Here is a 21388-nt window from a genome sequence, read left to right on the forward strand (position 1 = left end):
AACCTTCACTCAACTGTGGCTGAAATCCAATAAAGCCTGTCCACTCAAACGATATCCCAACAATTCCTCCTTGGCCTTGGCCCCAATCGATTCATAAAACCGGATAGCCGGTTCATTCCACCTTAAAACACTCCATTCAAACCGTTCACAACCTATTGCAACTGCTTGTTGTGCCAGATACTTCAACAATCGCTTACCCGCACCGAAGTGACGATATTCCGGAGAAATATAAAGATCCTCAAGATACAGGCCATTTTTGCCCAGCCAGGTTGAATAGTTGTAAAAATAAACGGCAAAACCAATTGCTTTGCCATCCTGTTCACAGAGCAATGCTTCAACGGTGGAATCAGGTCCGAATATTGATCGCTCTATGTCCTCTACCGTGGCAACCACTTCTTGTTCGGCCTTTTCGTAACACGCTAACTCTTTAATAAACTGCAATAACTGCCCCGAATCTGATACCACCGCTTCGCGAATTGAAAGTAAACTCACCATTCTCCCCTACTTAATTACATTTTATGAACACTCATCAGCAGTCAAACTGCCTGACTTTTAACCTGGTAATACGTCCATGCACCACTATATTAACCCGACATATTTAATTGCCAGGTCAATAACTTAACGCTCCCGAGTACGCATCATCAGTATTTCGTGGACCAGCACCAACAGTATCACGAGCACCAATACTGTCACGCCGATACTTTCGAGGCCAAAAAAAGAAGCAATATATCCCATTGAAAATGGCAGACTGACTCCGCCGATCAGCGCGACACTGACCTGAATACCGATCACCCGTGAAGCCAGTTTTTTTCCAACTCGTTGCGGTGTTCTCGACATCAGACACGGGAATATAGGAGCCAGGCAAAAACCGGTAACCAACAACCCAAGCAGACTCAACAGTGGCAAGCCATCAATACAGAAAACCCCTGTGCCCACGAGTGTTCCCCACATTGCCAGTCGAATCACAACATCAGTCTGTACCTTGGCAACCACTACACCAAAAAACACTCTTCCGGCCGCAAGTGCACCCCAGAAAAATGACGTCCACAAACCTGCCTGGGCAGTATCAATCGAGCGTCCTTCTGTTAACACGGTAAACGCCCATTGCCCGACACCGATCTCAACACCGGTATATATAAAAAACAACAATATGTGAAACCAGACCACGCTTTGACGAAAAATATATTGGTAGCCCCCCGATAAATCCGGCTCATCAGCAGTGTGCGATTGATCGGGTTGATCATCCAGTTGATGTCGGGTTATGAAAAACAAGCCAGCCATCAGCAGCAGGATGAAACCAATCGCTCCGTAACCAACCCGCCAGTTACCAGTAACCACCAAAACAGTCGTGGCGATCATCGGTCCGGTCATCGCACCAACTCCGAAAGCAGCATGCAGCCAATTCATTTGCCGGGTCGAGAAATGTTCCGCTGCATACGCATTCAGACCGGTATCAATCGCGCCGGAACCCAGCCCTAACAATACTGCAAACAATAAAAACACTGCCCAGTAAGGGGCAAAAGCGAATCCTGTTAAAGCAACGAAAACCAGCAACGAACTGCCTGCCAACAGTGCGCCAACTCCCAGTCGATTAAGAATAAACCCAGCGGACATACTGGAGCTAAAATACCCAATACCGGTACAGGTCAAGATCATACCCAACCAGGCGTTTGGAATGGCAAAGGTCTCCCGTACAAAAGGCCAATTAACCCCATGAGTGGCGTCGGGAAGCCCCAGACTGATAAATCCCAGATACGCGATCAGCAGTAACAAAAAACCTGGTTTCTTCATTTTCTCAGCCTTCCGTAAGACAACACCCGACATATGGACGGCAAAGTGTCCTTGCTTCACAGGCATATTGTCAAATGATTCAGAACAGGATTTATGTCAAATATATTGACAACAAAACACCGGAAACCTTTTATGCTTTTTATATGCATGAAAAACTTATTCGCGTTGACAAAAACAGATGTCACATTACTGGCTTAAACGATGAAAAATGTTTCTACATTAATGAAAATATTTTCCAACCGATGAGTTGCTAAACACTGGAAGTATGTTGGAGAGATCACGTGTTGAAGATGATTTGAGCATCAGTCAGGCTTCAAACTCGCGATCAGAGCCTGACTGTAGATAGCTGTTATTTATTGAATGATAACATTGAAACTGGAAGAGCAAACCGTACTGCCAGTAACGCTATAAATACGCTGGGTCACATTGGCAACTTTACCGCTAGCGGTTGGTAATGCACTCAATGAAGTATATAAAGTTGCGCCCTGACCGGTAAATCCATAACGCGAATCCTTAAAGAACCCCGGTAGTGCCTGAAAGGTTGCGATCAAACCGCCACCACTGATTTTTTGCTCCAGAAAATACATGGCAAACGCCAGGTTACTGACGGAACCGATCTGCAAAGTACTCTGTCCCGGCATCAAATAAATATCATTACTTTGAAGGGAACAGGCCGCTTTTGACCCTAACGATAGAACAGAAAGCATTATTAATACGATCATTCTGACAGACATGAGTCATCTCCTTTTGGAAAAATTATTGTTATTGTCACTTCTGATACCAACAAGAAGTCCATTAAGGCTAACCCACCCACAACATGCCATAATTAGTTAATTAGTATGATTTCCTTCTTTCCAGGTTCCAACATGAATAACACCTGGCTTTTGATGGCTAAGACCTTCCATAAAAGCATCCTGGACCGTAATTACCGAATGAGTGTCGAGCCATGGCCACAGGTCAGAATTGAGTCAGGTGTCAGTACCGAAAAATAATGAATAAATCGAAAAACATGATCAGACGCTAAGGGGCCTCTGAACAATAGGAATAGTTTTGATGCAGGCGAGGAAGCACCACTCGCAACACTGCAGTTTACTGACGTAAATGAGGATGTGAGACCGGAGCTGACAACGTCCTGCGCGAAAACAGGCCATTTTTCAGAGGCTCCCTAACCATTAACAAGCATTACAGACACCCATTTTTGTTATAAGCGATATAGCCAACCGCTTATGAAAGGTTTTGTCCCCTGCCCTGCTGCTCCAACAGCTGTCTCAACCGTTGTAGCGCCATGGATATGTGGGTGCGTCGCAACTGGCCCACTGCAGCAATCGCACCACCCTGCAACAGCTGTCGGGTTTCGCTGACCTCCCGCTGAAAAATACCCGCCTCGGCCTGAACCACATCATCCGTCATCAGATATGGCCACATCCTCGATGAACGGTAAAACAGTAGTGACAGTATTTCACGTAACGATGGGTTACCAACCAGCTCCATCAATAATTCGAAAAACACGATATTCAACTGAGCAAATGCCCGTTTTGGCTGGGGGTTGGCAGCCAGCAACAGACAGTCACTTTCAACCTTGACGATTCTATCCAGCAGCCCGGTGGTAACCGGTAATGGCGACAACAAACCAATCTGAGGAACAATTTCCATACGCAACCGAAATACATCACATAGATAAGACAGCTCGATATCCGTCACCAAATTACCAACACCATGACGAACTTCTACCAGGCCTTCAGCCTCAAGCCGTCCCAATACTCTACGCATAGGAGTACGGCTGACAGAAAATTCCCGCGCCAGAGTCTCCTCCGACAGCCGGGCACCAGGCTCATAGTCCAACAGACAAATGCGATTCCGCAGTGTCAAATAGATGAATTCAAACCGGTTCGTACCTACGGACGGCATAACAGACTCATGCTCTGCATTCATAAAATGATGATTTCCTTCAGGACGTTAACATGTACAGGCACAATAACTGGCTGGTATGTTCCGGATTCTATCGTATACCGAACTGCCTGGGTATTTTCCAGGTAGCCTTTGAACAATTTTGAACAGTGCGGGAATACCGCTCATTCTCCTGAAACCAGTTAAACAACCATAACCGGACATCGCGCCATACCACTGACCTTATGAGACACACTCCCCAGAATAAAACCCTCGGTATGACCCAAACCGCGATGTCCGAGAATTATCAGGTCCGCACCTTTCTCCCGGGCAAACTGCACAATGGTTTTGGCCGGCCGGCCACTCTTAACAAATGCCCTCACCTTCAGACACTGCTGATCAATGGCATAGCGTTTACAACTTTCTGCAACATCACTGGCATAATGCTTCATCATCAGATCCATATTTTCAGGATCAACCGGCCTGACCATCGACATCGATGCCTCCCGCAAAGAGTGATGTCGAAACACAGATAATATCCATAAGTCCGCGTCAAATATTTTCTGCATCTCCACTGCCACTTTCAGGGCTTCACAGGCACCATCGGAGCCGTCTGTTGCTATCAGAATATGTTTGAACATTTCATGCCTCCTTTTTTATTCATCCAGCAGCACAAGAAATTCTCCTGAGATCTTCTGTTGCCATCCCCCAAAATCGCAACAACCACCCGCAATCATACGGTTAAGGGGAATTGTTAATACCTTCAACTTTCGAAGCAGTAACGAAACAGCGCTCTTTAACTGAATGCCAGATCACGGAAAAATAACGCGATCTGGGGAAAGAAAATCAATAACACCGCCACGCATAATAAAATCAGTACAAATGGCGGTGTTCCTCGCACAACATCCGCATACGGTTTTCTGAATACAGCGATCGCAGTAAAAATATCACAGCCAAATGGTGGCGTAGCCGACCCAATCGCCACCTGTAAAGTTATGATGGTACCCACCAAAACCGGGTCCAGCCCTACTGATTGCACCACTGGTGCAAAAACCGGCACCAACACCAGAATCACCACTATCGGATCCACAAACATGCAACCGATAAAAAATGATATGGAAATGACAAACAACACACCGATCTGGCTCATGTCTGCCACACCCACCGTCTCCAACAATTCCTGAGGAATACGGGCAAAGGATATCACCCAGGAAAATGCCGCACCGGCCGCCACGAGAATAAATACCACACCGGTAATCAAACCCGTGGATTTAGCGGTCTTATAGATGTCTTCCAGTGACAGTGAACGAAAAACAATCACTTCGAGTACCAGCGCATACAGTACACAGACAGCCGCAGCTTCGGTGGGACTGAACACGCCACCATATATACCGCCGACAATAATGACTGGAAAACCCAACGGCCAGATGGCTTTTCTTACCGCTACCAGCCGTTCTGACCAACTGGCCTTCGGTTCTACCGGAACATCATAAACATAGGCATAAATGACACTGTATATCGAAAACAGCACCAGTATCAGCAAGCCAGGACCAATGCCGGCAATAAACAATTCTGAGATCGATGTATTGGAGACCACGCCATAAATAATCATGCCGATACTCGGTGGAATCAGGAAGGCGATATCGCTGGCATTGATGATCAACGCCAGTATAAAAGAATCCTTATAACCGGCTTTCAACATTCTTGGCCGCAGAGGTGAACCAACCGCCACTACGGTCGCCTGAGTAGAACCCGACACTGCACCAAACAGCGTACAGGCTGTTGCCGTACTGACCGCCAGCCCACCTTTAATATGACCGATAAAGCGCATCACCATTTCAATCAAACGGCCGGCGGACTGTCCCCGGGTCATAATATCGGCCGCAAAAATAAACATCGGCACTGCAATCAACGAAGCCGGACGTATACCCGCCATAAACTGCTGCACCATAAAATCCATTTTGCCAATACCATGAAAGATCTCATAAAAACCAACGATGGCTCCGACGATCAACGGGATCATCATCGGAAATCCCAGCAACAACAGAACAATCATGACCAGAAAAATTATGCCTGCCATGAGAACCTCCTATACTTCCGTTTCACTGTCCTCATACCCCTCTAGTACACTGACAGACAAGTAAATATCTTTCTGGGTCAGGTTCTTCAATGCTGTCAACAGATATTGTACGGCCGTTATAAAAAAACCTACCGGAACCCACAGATATATCCAGTAAACCGGTATCTGAAGTGCCGGCAATATCCGCCCGGAGGTGGCGACTTTGGAGATGTACTGTATTGAAAAATAACACAGCACCAGCATGATCAACGCTGAAAACAGCGTGATGAAAATCATCATAACTTTCCGAACTCTCCAGCCCAGGGCATCATAAATGGCCGACATACGAATATGCCGTCCATGTCTGGCGGCATAGCCAATACCGGCAAAGGTAATCATGACAATCAGGATACGATTGACTTCTTCACTGAAAAACAGGCTGCTATGAAACACAAAACGACCAATGACATTGGCTATGGTATTGGCGGCCATCAGCAAAACGGCTGTCGCCAGTACAAATGATTCAAAACAACCGATGAAAAAATCGATACGGGCGGCTATCGTTGATACCACACCGTTACTAAGGGCTGGATTAGGAGCTGGGTGATGATCTTTATCCATTGATAAAGTCCTTAAAATCTTGGACTGTCCCAATGGTCATCGCGACAGTCCGGATAAACCGTGCGTGATGATTCAAACCGGAACCACGGGCTCAGAGCACCTTCACGCGACTTACAGAGCTGATGAGTCAGCCGACACACTGGCCGGCTGGATTATTGCCGTTCAGAAAACCATCTGTATGGATCAGAGGCCCCTAAGATCAGCTTTCATTTGTTTCAGAATTTTCTGACCGCTCTTACCCGTCATTTCGATAAATTTTTCCTCTACCTGGGCAGCGGCCGCCTTAAAGGGTTTGCGCTCTTGCTCAGATAAAACAATTACCTCTATCTCCGGTCGTGCGGCCTGGATCTTCTTCAGGGCTTCTTTTTCCAAACCTTCCTGATAAGTCAGTATGTATTCAAAAGCCGTTTTCGCTGCATTTTGAATCACCTTGCGATCATTTTTATTCAGGCCATTGTAGAAATCCTGATTAGCCATAACCGCAGTAGTGAAATTATTATGACCGGCATAGATAATGTTATCCGTCACCTCATACAGCTTGGTGGATTCAATAAAAGAGGTTGGATTTTCCTGCCCCTGAATGATGTTGGTTTGCAGGCCACCATACACTTCGCCCCACGGCAATGGTGTGGGTGTCGCACCAAATGCCTTGTATGCTTCTACCAGCAATGGGTTGGTCATTACCCGGAACTTGACCTCATTCAAATCTTCAGGACTATGCACCGGCTTTTTGGTTGTCATCGCAACCTCACCTTCCGGAAACATGGTCAACAATTCCAGGCCCTGTTTGGCGTACAGTTTTTTGAAGTCCCGGTGAATCGCCTTACTGGTCCGAAAAAACTTATTAAGCTTTTTGGTATCGGTTGGTAACAGGTAGGGCACAAAGAATACCTGGGCTTCCGGAATCAACGAACCGGTAAAACCGGGCGACTGGTCCACGAACTGCAGAATACCAGCCTGTGCCTGCTCCATAATGTCAGCAGACTCTCCCAGCGTTCCATAAGGGTATAGCTCCACCTCATGGTCCGAATTCTTCTCGATTTCCTCTTTAAATTTACTGGCATAAACACCCTGAACTTCATTAATGGCCTCTTCAAATGCATAACGCCAGGTATCTGCCCGGGTTGCCATTGGCATAACGACCGTTGTGACAAACAGACAGGCAGCGAGTTTGACAAATCTACTGTTGGTCATGTTTTTCCCTCTGGTTTCTAATTTGGTAACGTTTGTGTCCTAACCACTTCAATCACAAGCTTGAGCACACATCATCATCCGAAACACTGAGTGCTCATCAGAGAGTGTTTTCAGATCAACAGTGGCAGACACAAAGCCCTATTCAAAATACAGTTCTATGATGAAAAATCAAGGAGATGTATACAAATAAAGAAATTTTGATGGTTTTATGACCATTGTTTCGCAAATTATTCAAACACTTGTATACATCTAAATACTTTTAGCGGATCTCGGCCAGATCGACTTTTTACCGGCAAATACTCACTCGTATATCGCCAACCATGAATGCAAGACGAGCCTGACGGCCTGGTAAGTAACTGATCGACCAACATATCCGCTTAAGTCATCAGATATTGTCGATGGCCACTAATGATGCCTTATTAACTATCCATACAAGGCAGGCCGTCACTTATGCCCGGGACCGTCAGAACTATTGATAAACACCCAGTGATCAGAATGTTAAGAATTTATGTCAGAGTTTTTTTGTAACTCAGGCTTAAGGGGAAGGGTGTAATCTGCTCCAAATAGAGGATGCGACTATCAGCGAAAAATCACCACTGGCACATTGAGATTCACCTATAGACCAACTCTGTCTAAAACACATACCCTTCTGGTGACTCATATCTGTCAGCTCCATATTTATCCACTGCCTGCTTATATCTGCGGATCGAGGCTTTTTTTGATCAATCTGTGAATGACAAGTACACAGCATGTATTTCTGGACCTGTCACTGCTTTTAAGATATCAATATGACCAGAAATATGCCTGCTACAGGCTACTGATTTCTGTCACTGATGCCGTGTAAACCCATAAACCTGAGATCACCCGTTTTTGCTTCGGTCACAACAGGATATTTGAAGATGATTGAGAAAATCACTATGGAAAAACTGAAAGTAGTTGCATTGATTTTATTAGGCGGTCTAACAGAGGCAAACGCTTCGACGTTCTATACTGCCGAAGAGCTGGTGACTCCCTATGACTGGACATATATAACCCCCTCCGCCATCAATGATAACGGCGAGATAGTGGGTACCGGATCGCCCCATCGTGATGCGTTTGATGCCAGAATAGCATCTGCGCTATATTGGCCAACCCCTAACTCCATTCAGATAATGTCACGTTATAAGGATAAATATAGTAATTATTCTGCGGCTTACGACATTAACAACACTGGCATGATCGTCGGTGAGATACAGTCTACTGAAACAGGTGAGTATGTCGCTGTACGTTGGGATCATGGTAATTTCATAGAAGCTTTCGGTATGGAAAGCGCCAACGGAGCGAGTACTGTTTCGGCCAGGGCAACCAGCATTAATGACCAGGATGTGATTGTTGGCGATGTGACATTAAGCAACGGTCTATCACGGGCATTCATGTACAACCGCTTCGGCGGGTTTAACTTTGGTGAGTTTTTAACCGACCCGGAAAACCATATTTTTTCAACATCTATCAACAACAATAATATTGCGGTCGGAGAGCTTGGCAATTCAGGTTTCTCGTATAACCCCAGCGCAAAGAATCGTCTGAACGTTTACGCCAACGGTGGTTATTATTCAATTGCAGACATCAATGATCAAAATGCAATGGTGACGCAGCAACAGAATCTTTGTGTACTTAAACACAACCAACAAATACCCCTCAGCGATAACAATACTTCCTGTACTCCCAAAGCATTGAACAATAACCAGGTGGTCGTTGGTACAACAAATCAATTCGATACCAAAAGTTATCTATACCATGCATTTGTATACGATCCTTATGCCAATAATTCGTGCGAAACCGGCATGCGTGATTTAAATGCCATTACAGTCACCAATAGCGATGAAGTGGTTTTAACGGAAGCCGTAGACATCAACGAATCCGGTCAAATCATAGCGACGGGGGTAGTGAATGGAGAAACCAGAGCATTTTTATTGCATCCATCTACAGACAATCAAGCTATTCCGCTGAGTCTGGATGCAGATCAGGATGGCATTCTGGACAACTGCGATCCGGAAGTCACACCTAACAATGTCGCGGCCTGGTTGGTGCCGGTGCTGTATTTGTTACTCTGAAACAATGTAAGTGTTTGTTGCACTGAGTAGCAGACAGGGAGACAGTTGAAGCGATGTTGCACGCAACATCGCCGGGTAAATAATCAAGACGGTTTAACGTCAACCGTCATTGTTCCAAAGTCACCATATCTCACAGTTATTTGAGTAAATGGGACATTAATAACCCCGGCATAAGAACCGGTAATCACTGCCTGCCCAGCCTCTATGCCATATCCCCGCTCATTGAGAAAGTTTACTAACCAGGGGAGCGCCACTCGTGCATCGGCATTGGGGTGATGACCATCCAGTCGGATGTTTTCGTCAGAGTGTTCCACCTGAATTGGAAAGTCAGCAGGCGATTCCGATACCACCGGCCCTAAATAGATGCCCTGATTAAAGAGCCCGTCCGCCAGTAGTTCTGGAAACTGACAACTATCCGGGTCGCGGTAGCGGCCACGTATCAATTCCAGAGCCATACGGACTTCACCAATGGCAGCATACACTTCTTCTTCAGAATAAGGTGTCTCACGAGGGGCCAGAGTTTCAGAAAAGACGAAAGCGAGTTCAGGCTCGATGGCTGCGGCATTATTGAGAGGGGCTAATGAACAGGTACCGTTCTGAAATGCCAGACTCTGATAAATCGGCGCCACCACTACCCTGCCTTCACTGGGCAGCAGGCATTTCCAGCCAGCAATCCCCTCACCTTCTGCAGCCTGCAACCTGGAAACTTCCTCCTGTATTAATAACGCCTCATCGAGAGTTTGCGGGCGGCAGGCCTCTGGCAATCGCTCAATTTGATCGCCACTACGGCGGGCCTGACATAATAGCTGAGCGGCAGTCTGGATTTTGTTCATGATACGTCTCTAAGTAAAACCCGCATGCTACGCCATCTGCGAAATAAAAAAAATCAGGCAGATCAGTCTTCTACATCTTTAGCCGGTTAACAAATATCAGGAAAGACTGGGAGAGAGAATGAGCATACACCGTTTCAGGCAACTCATTCATAATATGAATAAATTTGCACCGGAGTCATGGAGACTCCGGTGAGCCAATACCATGATCAGCGAATAGCACAAAATCCAGTGGCACGACTGCTTTGTCCGGTTGCAAGTTTGCCATTCCAGTTGGACCCGGATGACACCTTGAGAGACGAGCCAACCTGACTCCAGCTGCCATTCCACAGACTGTCAATCTGACCCTCAATGGTGAATTCAACTGCCCATTCGGTCGCCGGACCACCATCATTAGTGACGACCACCGCGGCACAATAACCGCTACCCCAGTCATTGGTAATTTCAAGCGTTGCGGTTACATGGCTGGGTTCCGTAGAGCCGGAATCAGATGATCCATCACCAGGATCTGTCGTTGATCCGTCTACGTTGCCAAATCCAATAGAGCCATTGCAATGCAGCCATTCAGATAAACTACCACCACCACAGCTGCTGTTGCCCCAGACACCGGTATTGTCATCCTGATCTTCTGCCTGACGTACCACACCATTGACGATAACATAATCAACCTGCACATCCCGGTCACCACCGTCATTGGTAAAGCCGACCCGAATGACGCCGTTGGCATTGGTATGGATGGTGGTATCAGACATGACCGTTGAAGCGGTCCATGCATGAATGGTTACACCACCCACCTGCAAGTTGACGGCTTCATCACCAGTGACACCTTTCAGACGAACAACGATCGTATTGTCACCTTCGCCTGTAGAACCGTCATTGTTATCATCTGAACCACCATTATTGTCGCTCGCTCCGGTATCAACCAACTCCAACATTTTATTGGCATAACGGAGACCCATCTCACGGACCCCGGCAGAATTCCAGTGATACTCGTCGTGTATGTCCAGCCCACCATCAGCCTTTACCACATGTGCATTAGAGATCACAGAAGGAAGCTGGGCAATCAATCGATTGTGGCTGGAACAGCACCCCGTGTACGGCAATTCTCCGGCAATAAACGGAATATCGCCAACGCCGAGGTCATTGCGTATATCGGTAACCAGCTGATTGACCCTGCCCGGCCAGGCAGGATCACCGGTATTGCTTTCACCCTGATGAAAGATGATGCCTTTGATCACCCCACTTTGCTGGGCTTTGCGGGCAAGATCCAATAACCAGGCGTACCCCCCATGAAGGTTATTCGGCGTGCTCCCAAAACTCGGAGTACAGGCATTGTAGGCATCACAGTCCTTCAGAAAATACTCAATTTTTTGTCCACCATGAGCCGCTCCGACCAGACCAATGGTCACATTGGATGGAGAGTTCTCTGCCATCACCTTCCCGAAATTGTCACCAGGCCCCAACCCGAGAGAATTCAGACAACGGATCAACGGAGGTGCCGCTACACGCCATTGTCCATAGGATGCTCCCAACTGAGGGCAGTTTTCATCCTGTAAAACCATGACCCTGGCGTTGGTAACGCGGTCCTGCGCTTCAATCGTAGCGGCACCTTCCATATTCGACTGTCCAACCATCAGATAAATGTGAAAATTCGGGTCGGGTTCAGCCATGGCTGGAAATACCAATACTGATATCAATGCAGTCAGACTGAAAATCATGTTGAGCTTTTTCATATGGATATTCTTTTATTGAGAAAACAGAGTTTTAGTTGCATCCGCCAGTTCCACAGGAACGATATATTTACTACCTGAAAAAATGATCACAATACGCAGAACGATCACCTGTTCGATAGTAAGTAGCACCGAATGCTTGGTTTATCAGTTTCACCCATACTGTCGTTAAGCCTGTAGGTAACCCACTGCCTATAGCCAAACCGGCTACAACGATAGCTGGACAATATTTACTGCGAATAATTTAATTCATCTGACAATATTAAGACTATTACCATACTTAATGAGTGTGAACGGGTAGATAATTTTTCGTCGGTATCGTGATCCAACACTCATTCCTACTACGCATCCTTGCCCATGAGAGGCATTAATGACAATCCTCAGCCCTATGGATACCATGTTTATTATTCAGATAATTGCCAAGGATAGATGTTAGCCAGAGAACCTATTACTAATCAGCCAGTTTAAACGATCACACCTGAAATCAAATGCGCCGCAAAAACATCCATGTTGGCTTGACAACGGGAATATGCCGCCCGGAACCCCCATCAGCTATCTTTAGGGGGCCTCTGAAAAAATAGGAATAGTTTTGATACAGGCGAGGAAGCACCACTCGCAACACCGCAGTTTACTGAAGTAAATGAGAATGTGAGAGAGTGCTGCCTTCGGATGGAGATGACAATGTCCTGCGCGAAAACAGGCCATTTTTCAGAGGTTCCTTAGACTTTCATTGTGACAAAATGTTCACTTAGTCTGGTATTAGTTTTTCCAGAAAACGAGCCGGCACGTCAGAGACCAGCCAAACGTTGTTAACCGTTTTATAAAACGGGTAGCCTTGCTGATGCATAATGCCGGCAGCTATTTTGAATATTACCGGCTTGCCGTATCGCTCTCCAACCGACCTGGCCACCACTTCAGACTCCGTCAAATGCACGTGGTGTCGTTTTTGTCTAATCAGGCCATTCGCCAGAATCGAGGATTCGAAGCGACTGGCGGTACCATGCAACAGCCACTCCGGCGGTTCGATAACCGGCAGCGCCAGATCCACTTCAATAGAGTGCCCCTGATTGGCTCTGATACGATGGCCAGAGGTATCAATGGCGAAACGCTGTTTGTCGTTGGTTTCAACAACAACCGCAATCAACTCCCTGGTCAGCTTGACCGACACCGATTTTTCAATCAGCTCATCAATAGAAGCCCAACCGCATTCATCCAATGTCAGACCAATCTCATCTGGCTTATGGCGCAATAAAAAACTCAGATACTTTGAAACCTGGGTTAAAGATTCTTTCATCGAAATACATTCCAAAATACATATCGAACTGTTGGCAACCATTATAGCGGCCCCGACACTCAATCAGACACTCACCAGACGATTCTCTTTATCACGAGTGAGAAAACTACAGGCCAGTCGATACTGTGTTGAACGTTTCAAAACGTCCGCTACATAAAACCAGTCAGCCCGTGCCTCATCACGGTTCAGCGTTAACAATATAAACCCATGCTGGCGTAACTCGGCATATTTGATATGAGGACTGGCGGCCATAATAGTGGCGGCTCCGGTTTCCGCAAGCACCGGTGGAAAACCAGGAGAAGTAATGGATGGGGTCACAAACTCCACCGCCAGCGACCCGATACCACTGTTACGATCATAATTATTTGCATCATACGGATTATCTGAAAGGTCAGCCGCGAACGAGCTGTGTACATCACCGGTCAGTACCACAACATTATCAATACCATGGTCACGGATATGACCCAGCAGACGGTCGCGAGTGGCGGCATAGCCATCCCATGAATCCAGCCATAAAGACGCACCACCGCCAAACAAATCCGGCAGCTTAATATAATAACGCTGAGCCATCATCACCTGCTGACCAATGACCTTCCAACGCGCGGTCGTGCCCGATAACTGTTGCTGTAACCAGGCTTCCTGCTCAAAACCCATCAGAGTACGGTTGAAATCTTGTGCTTCGGACTGACGATCAACGCCTCCGGGCTGCGCCACCCGCCCTTCAATTCGGGTATCGAGCATGATCAACTCCAACAGATCACCATAACGCAAAGTCCGGCTGATACCGCCCGCGCGGTTCTCACGAATCGGCATCCATTCAAAATATGCCTGTCTGGCAGCCGCTTTACGATCCCGCCATTCCCCCTCACCTTCATTATGGTTTTCTGCTCCATCCTGGAAAGCATCATTGGCAAATTCGTGATCGTCCCAAACCGTTATAAAGGGATGTTGGCGATGCACAGCCTGTAGATCGGCATCCAATCGATACAGTGCATATCGCCGACGATAATCTGTCAGGCTGATCAGCTCATGCGTCGGAGTCAACGTGCGTTCGTTACGCAATGACCGTTCATCATATTCATCCTGGCCATACTCGTAGATGTAATCTCCCAGGTGTAACACACCATCGAGATCATCGCGTTCCGACAGAATACGATAAACATTAAAATAACCATGGGCATAGCTGGAACAAGAAATGACCGCAAAACGGGCCAGATCGATATCACCTTCCGGCGCAGTCCGGGTTCGGCCAACTTCAGAAAAGGCTTGCTCAACTCTAAACTGATAAAAATAAGTGGTGCCGGGTAACAATCCACTGACATCGACTTTGATGGTATTCCCTCTTGCTTCAGTGGTCACAAATATGCCCTCAGCAACCACATCCATCATTCCCTCGTCCAATGCAACCTGCCATTGTACCGGAGTACTGTGTTGACCCGCCGGCTGAAAGTGGCTCCAGATAATCACGCGATCCTGGCGGGGATCACCACTGGCGACACCAAAATTAAATGCACCCGGTTCGATCTCAGTGTGGCCGCTTCCAGCTCCCAGCGACACACCCAATGCAGATGTGCCCAATAACCCGATACCCGCAACGCCTCGACTGCTTTGTTGAATAAATTTGCGACGGCTATAGCTCATGACTCCTCTCCTAATGATGTCAGTTAGAAAATACGACATCAGGGAATCTGGCACAGATTTAAGGCAGTCATATGACATTTTCATATAACATTTCAATAAACACTTAAAACACATGAAACCCGGCCGGTTCGATTAAAACCGGCACAGAACCATATCATTGAAGAGGTTTTTGAAAAGGGCGCCAATATGCCTGCGGCTCAATTCCATCAGGAGACAGAACTATCAGCGATAGGAACCTTGGCCAGTTGCTGACGATACAGAAACAATGCGCCTATAAGAGTGGCTGCAATTGCCGCCAATCCACTAAATGCCATAGCCCAGCGAGGACTGAAGCTGTCAGAAATCCAGCCAATCACAGGACCACCCAAGGCGGTTCCTCCAAGCGCGGTACTCAGGAAAATCGCCATCACCCGACCACGCAGTTTCCGATCAGTGGAAATCTGGGTCAGACTGTTTGAGGATGTGGTAAACAATTGCGCGGTGGTTCCCACGGCAATCAAAGCAAGGGCGAACATCCAGAAATCCGGCATCACCGATGCCACCAGGCAGGCTACTCCAAAAGCCGCCATGGATCCGGTCAAAAACCTCAGATCCGGTTTCAACCGCATCGCAGTCACTAGTGCGCCAGTTATGGAACCAATGGCCATAATAGAGGTCAACAGTCCATATTGTTCTGAGCCACCGGTAAACACATGTACGGTCATGGCAGACAGGTAAACCGGAAAGTTCATACCAAACATGCTGATCAAAGACACCATGATCAGAATGACGGTCATTTCCGGATGACTCCAGATATAACGAAAACCATCAAACAAAGTCTGGCGGGACTGTGATCCTTCCTGGACCGTCTCTGTTCCTGCGCAGCATGGCTTCACTTTCAGCATCATCATGATAACAATGACCGGGATGAACGATATGGCATTGGAGATAAACCCCCAACCGGATCCCAGACTGGCAATAATGATACCTGCAATGGCCGGGCCGACCATTCTGGCTGCGTTAAACGACAGTGAATTGAGTGACACTGCATTGGGCAGATCCTCTTCACTGACCAGGTCCGATACAAAAGCATGTCGGGCCGGGGCATCAAATGCGGTGACACACCCAAGCAGCAATGCACACACATATACCTGCCACAACTGGATGTGGCCGGACAGTGCCAGACTCCCCAGTACCATCGCCAGAATGGCCATCAGAATCTGAGTGGTAATCAGCAACTTGCGGCGATCAAGCCGATCTGCAGCCCAGCCGGTCAGGGGTAACAGGAAAATCTGCGGCAAGAACTGTAGTGCCACCACCATACCCACCGCTGAAGCGTTCTTGTCTGACAACTCAGCGATGACAATCCAGTCCTGTGCAGTTCTCTGCAACCAAGTACCAATATTGGATATGATGGCCCCTATCGCCCACAAACGATAATTCGTGTTCGCTAAAGAACGGAAAGCCTGTTTCAATGACATCTCCTCAATTCACCACTTCAAGTATTTTCCTTGAAGCTACTTCAAACATCCCGCAATGATGTCGCCTATATGCTTCCAGCCACACAGCAGCACTGTCAGCCACTCTGACCAATAACAAGAACGGTATGATGATCACTACGTGATAACCCGCTTCCAATAACTGCCGGGCACTCGTGGGAATTCTGAGAATCTGCTGGTTTGCCCGATATGGGCTGGTCAGTAATTACTCGTCCTGTAACAGCTTCTTAAAGGCTTTTAGGGAATTCTTCAGTGTCTTTTGCTCCCGCTCGGTCAAGCGTCGGGAAATCAGGGATTCCAGCCACTCTTCTCCGGCAAGGCGTTTTTGCCTGATATGCCCTTTAAATTCGTCGGACAGATACAACAGGGTTTTACGGCCATCATTCGGATCACTTTGGCCGATTACATAACCCGCCTGTTTGAGCGTGTTAACCGTTGCGCCCATCGACTGTGAGCGCATTCCTTCCAGCGTGGCAAGATCAGAGACGGTTGCCGGGGCATGTCGGTACAGATGAATCAACACCCGTTCCTGCGTCCAGCTCAAATCTCCCAGATTGGCCTGCTCTTTCAGTTTTCGGTGAGAATGGGCAATCAGATGCCTTAATTCCACCGCCAGTTGATGCGCGAGATCCTGGGGCATATTCAGAGTCATGTTACTTATGAAGCTTAACTGTGAAGTTTACCTTCATATTTAACTTTGACAACCGATACTTTTAAATTGCTTCCGGAAACGCCGTCAGCTTTTAGAAAAAAAAGCTCAACGGGCCTACATCAGACCTTACTCCAGACCAAACTGGCCTGCCGGGAATGTTTCAGGCAATATAATGCACAGATTTCCTGTGTCTGAAGGCCCTGCATGAAAGTCGCCCTGTTATCTGATATCCATAGTAATGTCTACGCCCTGCAAGCCACTTTGAATGATATTCAGACAAAAGGTGTCGACATAACAGTTAACCTGGGTGACATTCTTTATGGTCCAATCGCACCCCGAGCCACCTATGAATTATTAATGCAGCATTCACTGGTAACCATTCGTGGCAACCAGGACCGGCAAATTTATGAGGCAACGGCTGAAGACATTCGTCATAACCCAACCATGGAATTTATTTTACAGGATCTCGGTGATGAGCCTCTGAAATGGATGCGACAGCTCCCTTTCGATCAGCAGTTGACGGAAGAGATTTATCTGTGCCATGGCACGCCAACGGATGACCTGATTTATCTGCTTGAAGACGTCAGTAACGGATACCCAAAACTACGCACTGACGGAGATATTATTCAGCTGCTGAACGGCAACCGTTCTGAAGTTATCTTATGCGGCCATACCCATATACCCAGAATGGTTATGACCACAACAAAACAGCTTATTGTCAATCCCGGTAGCATCGGTCTGCCTGCTTACACCGATGATGAACCTGTTCTTCACTCAATGCAGAATTTCGCGCCACATGCCAGTTATGCATTGATTGAAAAAATTTCCGGGAGCTGGAAGGTTGAACATATCAAGGTGCCCTACGATTATCAGAATGCTGCCAGGGATGCCGAGAAACGACAGCGAGATGACTGGGTACATTATTTAACCACAGGAACCGCCTGATACCGCATGCTATCGTTACTATAAACCCGGCATTCAAATAGATCGTCCTGATCAATTGGAATGTCGCCTTTTTAAAAATCCACGAAATTAGCGAAATCCCGAATCGTCAGACCGCTTGATTTTAAAGGACTCGCATGGGCATATGCCCATGGTGTGGTCCGACACCTCGGTGCATTCCCGCATCACACTATTAACACGACATAAATACTTGCCAGGGCAATACATGTGCACCAAACCCCACAACATCCGTTCTTTCACAGAACGAACCTTATATCTCCATCAAAATAAATAGTTATGATGAAAATTTTTTTACGGTATCACTCTGGCTGCCAAAACGCGGTAATATGAGAGCCCCTTACATAGCGAGTCTGAAACGGGATATATTTATTATTTTTCCCAGAAAGCATGTAAACGGTCACCATCTATACCCTCAAACCCGTGCGAACTTCCATCAGGCACCCCCATTGTCCTTATATGGAAATTATCTGTCATGAAAACGTTCTTAATTTGTCATATTTTCGTTTTATTGTAAGTACGACCTTTATCCATTGTCTCAGATACGCTTAACACAGCAATCAATCCATGAGTCACGCGTAGTGGATATAAATGTCCGTAAACACATATAAAGACAGGCTGTATAATCATGACGAATCGAATAGTTGTAGTCCCACTGTTGCTGGCAATCACAGCACTGAACAGTTGTGGAACTGAAGATAATCACCACTCAACATCAGACAATAGCAGTGATAACGGATCCGCCCGTCAAGGTCACTGGGTCACCGGTGATTTGCATGTGCACACCGCGCTCTCGCAGGATGCCCGCTCTCCCCTCGCTGATGTTTTAAGCCATGGTTTTGATGATTTCGGGTTGGACTACATCAGTATTTCCAACCACATGAGGAATAACAGTCAGGACAACGACGACAATGATCTTGGTGGATTATTATATTACGATGCATTGACCACATATGAACTGCCCGGAGTGGCCTCGTTGCAGGCGGAGAAATACCAGGACAAGTTAATATACTCAACATTTGAGTGGGATATGCCAACTCACGAACACTACAATGTAGGAATCCTCTGGGACGACGCCAACAAGGCAGAGCGTCTGGCAGCCATTAAAGAATTTGAATACCGTTTCAGCTATAAAAACAACGACAGCGATTTTTCAGAAGCAGATCTTCAGGCCTGGAAAGACAAAGGGATCGTCCGTCAGAACGCCACCCATGAAGATGCATTGGCAGCACTGACCTGGTTGGAAGAAAACTTTGCTGACAGCAGCTATGGTATGTTGAATCATCCCCGTCGCTATGCCAACAGTTACACAATCGCCGAAATTCGCGAGTTGAATGATGCCGCTCCCGACGTCTTTTTCCTTGCGGAAGGCATGGTGGGAAATCAGTTTAACGGTGAACGTGGTGACTACGGCTCATCCAGTGCAGATGGCGTTCATGGTGGTGTTGATCCGGTGGTATCGGAACTCGGCGGCTGGTGGGATGCACTGCTGGGTGAAGGACGGAAAATATGGAATACCGCCAACTCGGACCATCACTTTAAGACCCGCATTCCTTATGCCAGCGGTTATTATCCTGGCGAATACGCTAAGAATTACACCTGGGTAGAAGGGCAAAAGGGAGACCACCTCGACAGTCAAACCTTATTATCTGCACTGCGCAGCGGCAACACTTTCTCTGTCTTTGGCGATCTGATTAACGCTCTGGACTTTAGCCTTCAGGATCACAACGGTACATCCAAAACTATGGGCGGTAACCTTTCCGTGGCTAAGGGGGAAGTCGTTACAGTCACTATCCGCTTTAAAGTGCCGGAAACCAATAACCGGGAACAAGTGGTAAATGATGAAAACTACAATAGTGCCAATCCAGGTGTGCATCACGTCGATCTGATAGTAGGAGATGTTGGCGAAAAAGCGGCACATGGTAGCGCAGCCTACGACAACGGTCATAATGACAGTACTAAAGTTGCAAAGTCATTCACCGCCTCTGACTGGTACCAGGACAATGAAGGTTACTATGTGATGACTTATACCTTCACCGCAGAAAAAGACCAATATCTGCGCCTTCGTGGTTCCAATCTGGATTACAACGTCGAAGGACTGACCGTAAATGGCGAACCACAGCGATCTGAAAAAGTAGTTATGACTATGGACGACTATCTGAAATATTACGAAGATGTTAACAATCGTAATTACGCAGATCTGTGGTTCTATTCCAATCCAATTTTTGTGTCGGTTCACAACTGATCAATACCACTGGCAGTTCGTTACCAATCGTAAATCGTTTGGTAACGAACCTCCCTTATTAACCAAAAACAGATCAGTTTTTAGTCACCCGATTATGACAGCACAATTGCTCAACTAACTTTGAAATTTCAATGTCTGAAACACACATTTTCAGTTTTTTCAGGTTTTAAGGAAAAACATTCTGATTTCGAACCACAGTCAAAATCCTTTAGCGCAGTTTTTATTCAGTATCGGCTCACTCAAGATACGACATGCAATCCGCTGAATCAGTAAATTATCAAATTATCATGTAAACCAAGCCATTCACCCCTGAAAAACCTGAAACAAAATATACCTTCATTGTTACGTTCCAAAACCTGGCATACCACCCCACCCCTTAATATCGGTTCAAACCCGCATCCTTCCGAAGGGTTCTATATCTCACAACGACACAGAGATGCTTTCAGAACATACGAAGTTAAATTTGACAAGTCCTCTATTGAAATTCGAAAGGGTTGAAGTGCAATCGACAGTGGTTCGGGCCTAGCCATAACAATCAGCTCAGATAACTGTACGGCCGTTCACACTTTTATAGAAAAAAAACCGCGCCAAACCTGAAAAAACACATGAAAAAATTTTAATTTTTATTCTATAAATTGCACTCAAAAAAATAATATGCTAGCTAAAAAAAACCATCTACCGATGTCTATTTGACTGCAAAAAAACACCGTTTTTATTAAATTTTCAAAGCCCCTTTATCTCCAAAAACACGGCTACAAAGTGTGATTTACATTTAATTTAAATTATGTTTTTTAATAAAGTCGTAGCTTAAGAGAAATGTATTGAGCGGTTACAGGATCGGTTCTTTGATCATCCTGTTATCAATCCTGCTGTTATTTTCTGGCTGCCCCGACCAGTTTTCTTATAAAACAAG

General features: G+C 46.5%; 18 protein-coding genes. 4 read left to right on the plus strand and 14 right to left on the minus strand.

The window, feature by feature from the left end:
• Nucleotides 1-9 precede the first annotated feature (9 nt).
• The 3 genes from YC6258_RS17795 to YC6258_RS17810 all read right to left on the minus strand — a co-directional run bounded on the left by YC6258_RS17795 (nucleotide 10) and on the right by YC6258_RS17810 (nucleotide 2525).
• Nucleotides 10-495 carry a GNAT family N-acetyltransferase gene (locus YC6258_RS17795; protein WP_144407686.1) on the minus strand — a complete coding sequence of 162 codons (486 nt, stop codon included), beginning with the start codon at nucleotides 493-495 and terminating at the stop codon, nucleotides 10-12.
• A 123-nt stretch (nucleotides 496-618) separates the two neighbouring features.
• Nucleotides 619-1791, minus strand: a complete 1173-nt coding sequence (locus YC6258_RS17800) for an MFS transporter (protein WP_044618127.1) — start codon at nucleotides 1789-1791, stop codon at nucleotides 619-621.
• Nucleotides 1792-2144: 353 nt separating this feature from the next.
• A complete protein-coding gene (locus YC6258_RS17810; protein ID WP_044618129.1) occupies nucleotides 2145-2525 on the minus strand; it encodes a hypothetical protein in 381 nt (126 codons plus the stop codon).
• Between the two features lie 132 nt (nucleotides 2526-2657).
• Here YC6258_RS17810 and YC6258_RS31210 point away from each other — a divergent pair, with 132 nt between their 5' ends.
• On the plus strand, nucleotides 2658-2783 hold the full coding sequence (locus tag YC6258_RS31210; protein WP_281176272.1) for a hypothetical protein: 126 nt from the start codon (nucleotides 2658-2660) through the stop codon (nucleotides 2781-2783).
• 232 nt (nucleotides 2784-3015) lie between these two features.
• On the opposite strand, the gene YC6258_RS17815 is transcribed toward YC6258_RS31210, so the two are convergent.
• The 5 genes from YC6258_RS17815 to YC6258_RS17835 form a co-directional block, all read right to left on the minus strand.
• Nucleotides 3016-3723: a GntR family transcriptional regulator gene (locus tag YC6258_RS17815; protein ID WP_052830390.1), complete on the minus strand. Its 708-nt coding sequence runs from the start codon at nucleotides 3721-3723 to the stop codon at nucleotides 3016-3018.
• 158 nt (nucleotides 3724-3881) lie between these two features.
• Complete coding sequence (locus YC6258_RS17820; protein WP_044618130.1) at nucleotides 3882-4319, minus strand: universal stress protein; 438 nt, start codon at nucleotides 4317-4319, stop codon at nucleotides 3882-3884.
• 155 nt (nucleotides 4320-4474) lie between these two features.
• Entirely contained in the window at nucleotides 4475-5758 is a 1284-nt protein-coding gene (locus tag YC6258_RS17825) for a TRAP transporter large permease (RefSeq protein ID WP_044618131.1), read from the minus strand.
• Nucleotides 5759-5767: 9 nt separating this feature from the next.
• Nucleotides 5768-6358, minus strand: coding sequence for a TRAP transporter small permease (locus YC6258_RS17830; RefSeq protein ID WP_082070783.1), 591 nt, complete (start codon nucleotides 6356-6358; stop codon nucleotides 5768-5770).
• 183 nt (nucleotides 6359-6541) lie between these two features.
• On the minus strand, nucleotides 6542-7552 hold the full coding sequence (locus YC6258_RS17835) for a TRAP transporter substrate-binding protein (RefSeq protein ID WP_082070784.1): 1011 nt from the start codon (nucleotides 7550-7552) through the stop codon (nucleotides 6542-6544).
• 899 nt (nucleotides 7553-8451) lie between these two features.
• Between YC6258_RS17835 and YC6258_RS17840 the strand changes: the two genes are divergently transcribed.
• The gene (locus tag YC6258_RS17840) at nucleotides 8452-9645 is read left to right on the plus strand and encodes a DUF3466 family protein (RefSeq protein WP_044618132.1); all 1194 of its coding nucleotides are present in this window, start codon (nucleotides 8452-8454) and stop codon (nucleotides 9643-9645) included.
• Nucleotides 9646-9728: 83 nt separating this feature from the next.
• On the opposite strand, the gene YC6258_RS17845 is transcribed toward YC6258_RS17840, so the two are convergent.
• The 6 genes from YC6258_RS17845 to YC6258_RS17870 all read right to left on the minus strand — a co-directional run bounded on the left by YC6258_RS17845 (nucleotide 9729) and on the right by YC6258_RS17870 (nucleotide 17258).
• Nucleotides 9729-10478 (minus strand): hypothetical protein, encoded by a 750-nt coding sequence (locus YC6258_RS17845; protein ID WP_044618133.1) that lies wholly within the window; start codon nucleotides 10476-10478, stop codon nucleotides 9729-9731.
• Nucleotides 10479-10684: 206 nt separating this feature from the next.
• Nucleotides 10685-12208 (minus strand): sialate O-acetylesterase, encoded by a 1524-nt coding sequence (locus tag YC6258_RS27510; protein ID WP_052830391.1) that lies wholly within the window; start codon nucleotides 12206-12208, stop codon nucleotides 10685-10687.
• A gap of 745 nt (nucleotides 12209-12953) precedes the next feature.
• Nucleotides 12954-13499: an RNA 2'-phosphotransferase gene (locus YC6258_RS17855; protein WP_044618134.1), complete on the minus strand. Its 546-nt coding sequence runs from the start codon at nucleotides 13497-13499 to the stop codon at nucleotides 12954-12956.
• Nucleotides 13500-13562: 63 nt separating this feature from the next.
• Nucleotides 13563-15140 (minus strand): alkaline phosphatase D family protein, encoded by a 1578-nt coding sequence (locus YC6258_RS17860; RefSeq protein ID WP_044618135.1) that lies wholly within the window; start codon nucleotides 15138-15140, stop codon nucleotides 13563-13565.
• A 206-nt stretch (nucleotides 15141-15346) separates the two neighbouring features.
• Nucleotides 15347-16600 (minus strand): MFS transporter, encoded by a 1254-nt coding sequence (locus tag YC6258_RS17865; RefSeq protein ID WP_044618136.1) that lies wholly within the window; start codon nucleotides 16598-16600, stop codon nucleotides 15347-15349.
• Between the two features lie 223 nt (nucleotides 16601-16823).
• Nucleotides 16824-17258 carry a MarR family winged helix-turn-helix transcriptional regulator gene (locus YC6258_RS17870; protein ID WP_169748991.1) on the minus strand — a complete coding sequence of 145 codons (435 nt, stop codon included), beginning with the start codon at nucleotides 17256-17258 and terminating at the stop codon, nucleotides 16824-16826.
• A 216-nt stretch (nucleotides 17259-17474) separates the two neighbouring features.
• Between YC6258_RS17870 and YC6258_RS17875 the strand changes: the two genes are divergently transcribed.
• Nucleotides 17475-18215, plus strand: coding sequence for a metallophosphoesterase family protein (locus YC6258_RS17875; protein WP_044618138.1), 741 nt, complete (start codon nucleotides 17475-17477; stop codon nucleotides 18213-18215).
• 643 nt (nucleotides 18216-18858) lie between these two features.
• Complete coding sequence (locus tag YC6258_RS17880) at nucleotides 18859-20475, plus strand: hypothetical protein (protein WP_044618139.1); 1617 nt, start codon at nucleotides 18859-18861, stop codon at nucleotides 20473-20475.
• Nucleotides 20476-21388 lie beyond the last annotated feature (913 nt).

It is taken from the genome of Gynuella sunshinyii YC6258 (assembly GCF_000940805.1).
Taxonomy (GTDB): Bacteria; Pseudomonadota; Gammaproteobacteria; order Pseudomonadales; family Natronospirillaceae; genus Gynuella; species Gynuella sunshinyii.

What these genes read in the sequence shown, in the direction of transcription:
- YC6258_RS17795 (WP_144407686.1), bottom strand. Translation starts at nt 495, where the DNA reads ATGGTGAGTTTACTTTCAATTCGCGAAGCGGTGGTATCAGATTCGGGG.
- YC6258_RS17800 (WP_044618127.1), bottom strand. Translation starts at nt 1,791, where the DNA reads ATGAAGAAACCAGGTTTTTTGTTACTGCTGATCGCGTATCTGGGATTT.
- YC6258_RS17810 (WP_044618129.1), bottom strand. Translation starts at nt 2,525, where the DNA reads ATGTCTGTCAGAATGATCGTATTAATAATGCTTTCTGTTCTATCGTTA.
- YC6258_RS31210 (WP_281176272.1), top strand. Translation starts at nt 2,658, where the DNA reads ATGAATAACACCTGGCTTTTGATGGCTAAGACCTTCCATAAAAGCATC.
- YC6258_RS17815 (WP_052830390.1), bottom strand. Translation starts at nt 3,723, where the DNA reads ATGAATGCAGAGCATGAGTCTGTTATGCCGTCCGTAGGTACGAACCGG.
- YC6258_RS17820 (WP_044618130.1), bottom strand. Translation starts at nt 4,319, where the DNA reads ATGTTCAAACATATTCTGATAGCAACAGACGGCTCCGATGGTGCCTGT.
- YC6258_RS17825 (WP_044618131.1), bottom strand. Translation starts at nt 5,758, where the DNA reads ATGGCAGGCATAATTTTTCTGGTCATGATTGTTCTGTTGTTGCTGGGA.
- YC6258_RS17830 (WP_082070783.1), bottom strand. Translation starts at nt 6,358, where the DNA reads ATGGATAAAGATCATCACCCAGCTCCTAATCCAGCCCTTAGTAACGGT.
- YC6258_RS17835 (WP_082070784.1), bottom strand. Translation starts at nt 7,552, where the DNA reads ATGACCAACAGTAGATTTGTCAAACTCGCTGCCTGTCTGTTTGTCACA.
- YC6258_RS17840 (WP_044618132.1), top strand. Translation starts at nt 8,452, where the DNA reads ATGATTGAGAAAATCACTATGGAAAAACTGAAAGTAGTTGCATTGATT.
- YC6258_RS17845 (WP_044618133.1), bottom strand. Translation starts at nt 10,478, where the DNA reads ATGAACAAAATCCAGACTGCCGCTCAGCTATTATGTCAGGCCCGCCGT.
- YC6258_RS27510 (WP_052830391.1), bottom strand. Translation starts at nt 12,208, where the DNA reads ATGAAAAAGCTCAACATGATTTTCAGTCTGACTGCATTGATATCAGTA.
- YC6258_RS17855 (WP_044618134.1), bottom strand. Translation starts at nt 13,499, where the DNA reads ATGAAAGAATCTTTAACCCAGGTTTCAAAGTATCTGAGTTTTTTATTG.
- YC6258_RS17860 (WP_044618135.1), bottom strand. Translation starts at nt 15,140, where the DNA reads ATGAGCTATAGCCGTCGCAAATTTATTCAACAAAGCAGTCGAGGCGTT.
- YC6258_RS17865 (WP_044618136.1), bottom strand. Translation starts at nt 16,600, where the DNA reads ATGTCATTGAAACAGGCTTTCCGTTCTTTAGCGAACACGAATTATCGT.
- YC6258_RS17870 (WP_169748991.1), bottom strand. Translation starts at nt 17,258, where the DNA reads ATGCCCCAGGATCTCGCGCATCAACTGGCGGTGGAATTAAGGCATCTG.
- YC6258_RS17875 (WP_044618138.1), top strand. Translation starts at nt 17,475, where the DNA reads ATGAAAGTCGCCCTGTTATCTGATATCCATAGTAATGTCTACGCCCTG.
- YC6258_RS17880 (WP_044618139.1), top strand. Translation starts at nt 18,859, where the DNA reads ATGACGAATCGAATAGTTGTAGTCCCACTGTTGCTGGCAATCACAGCA.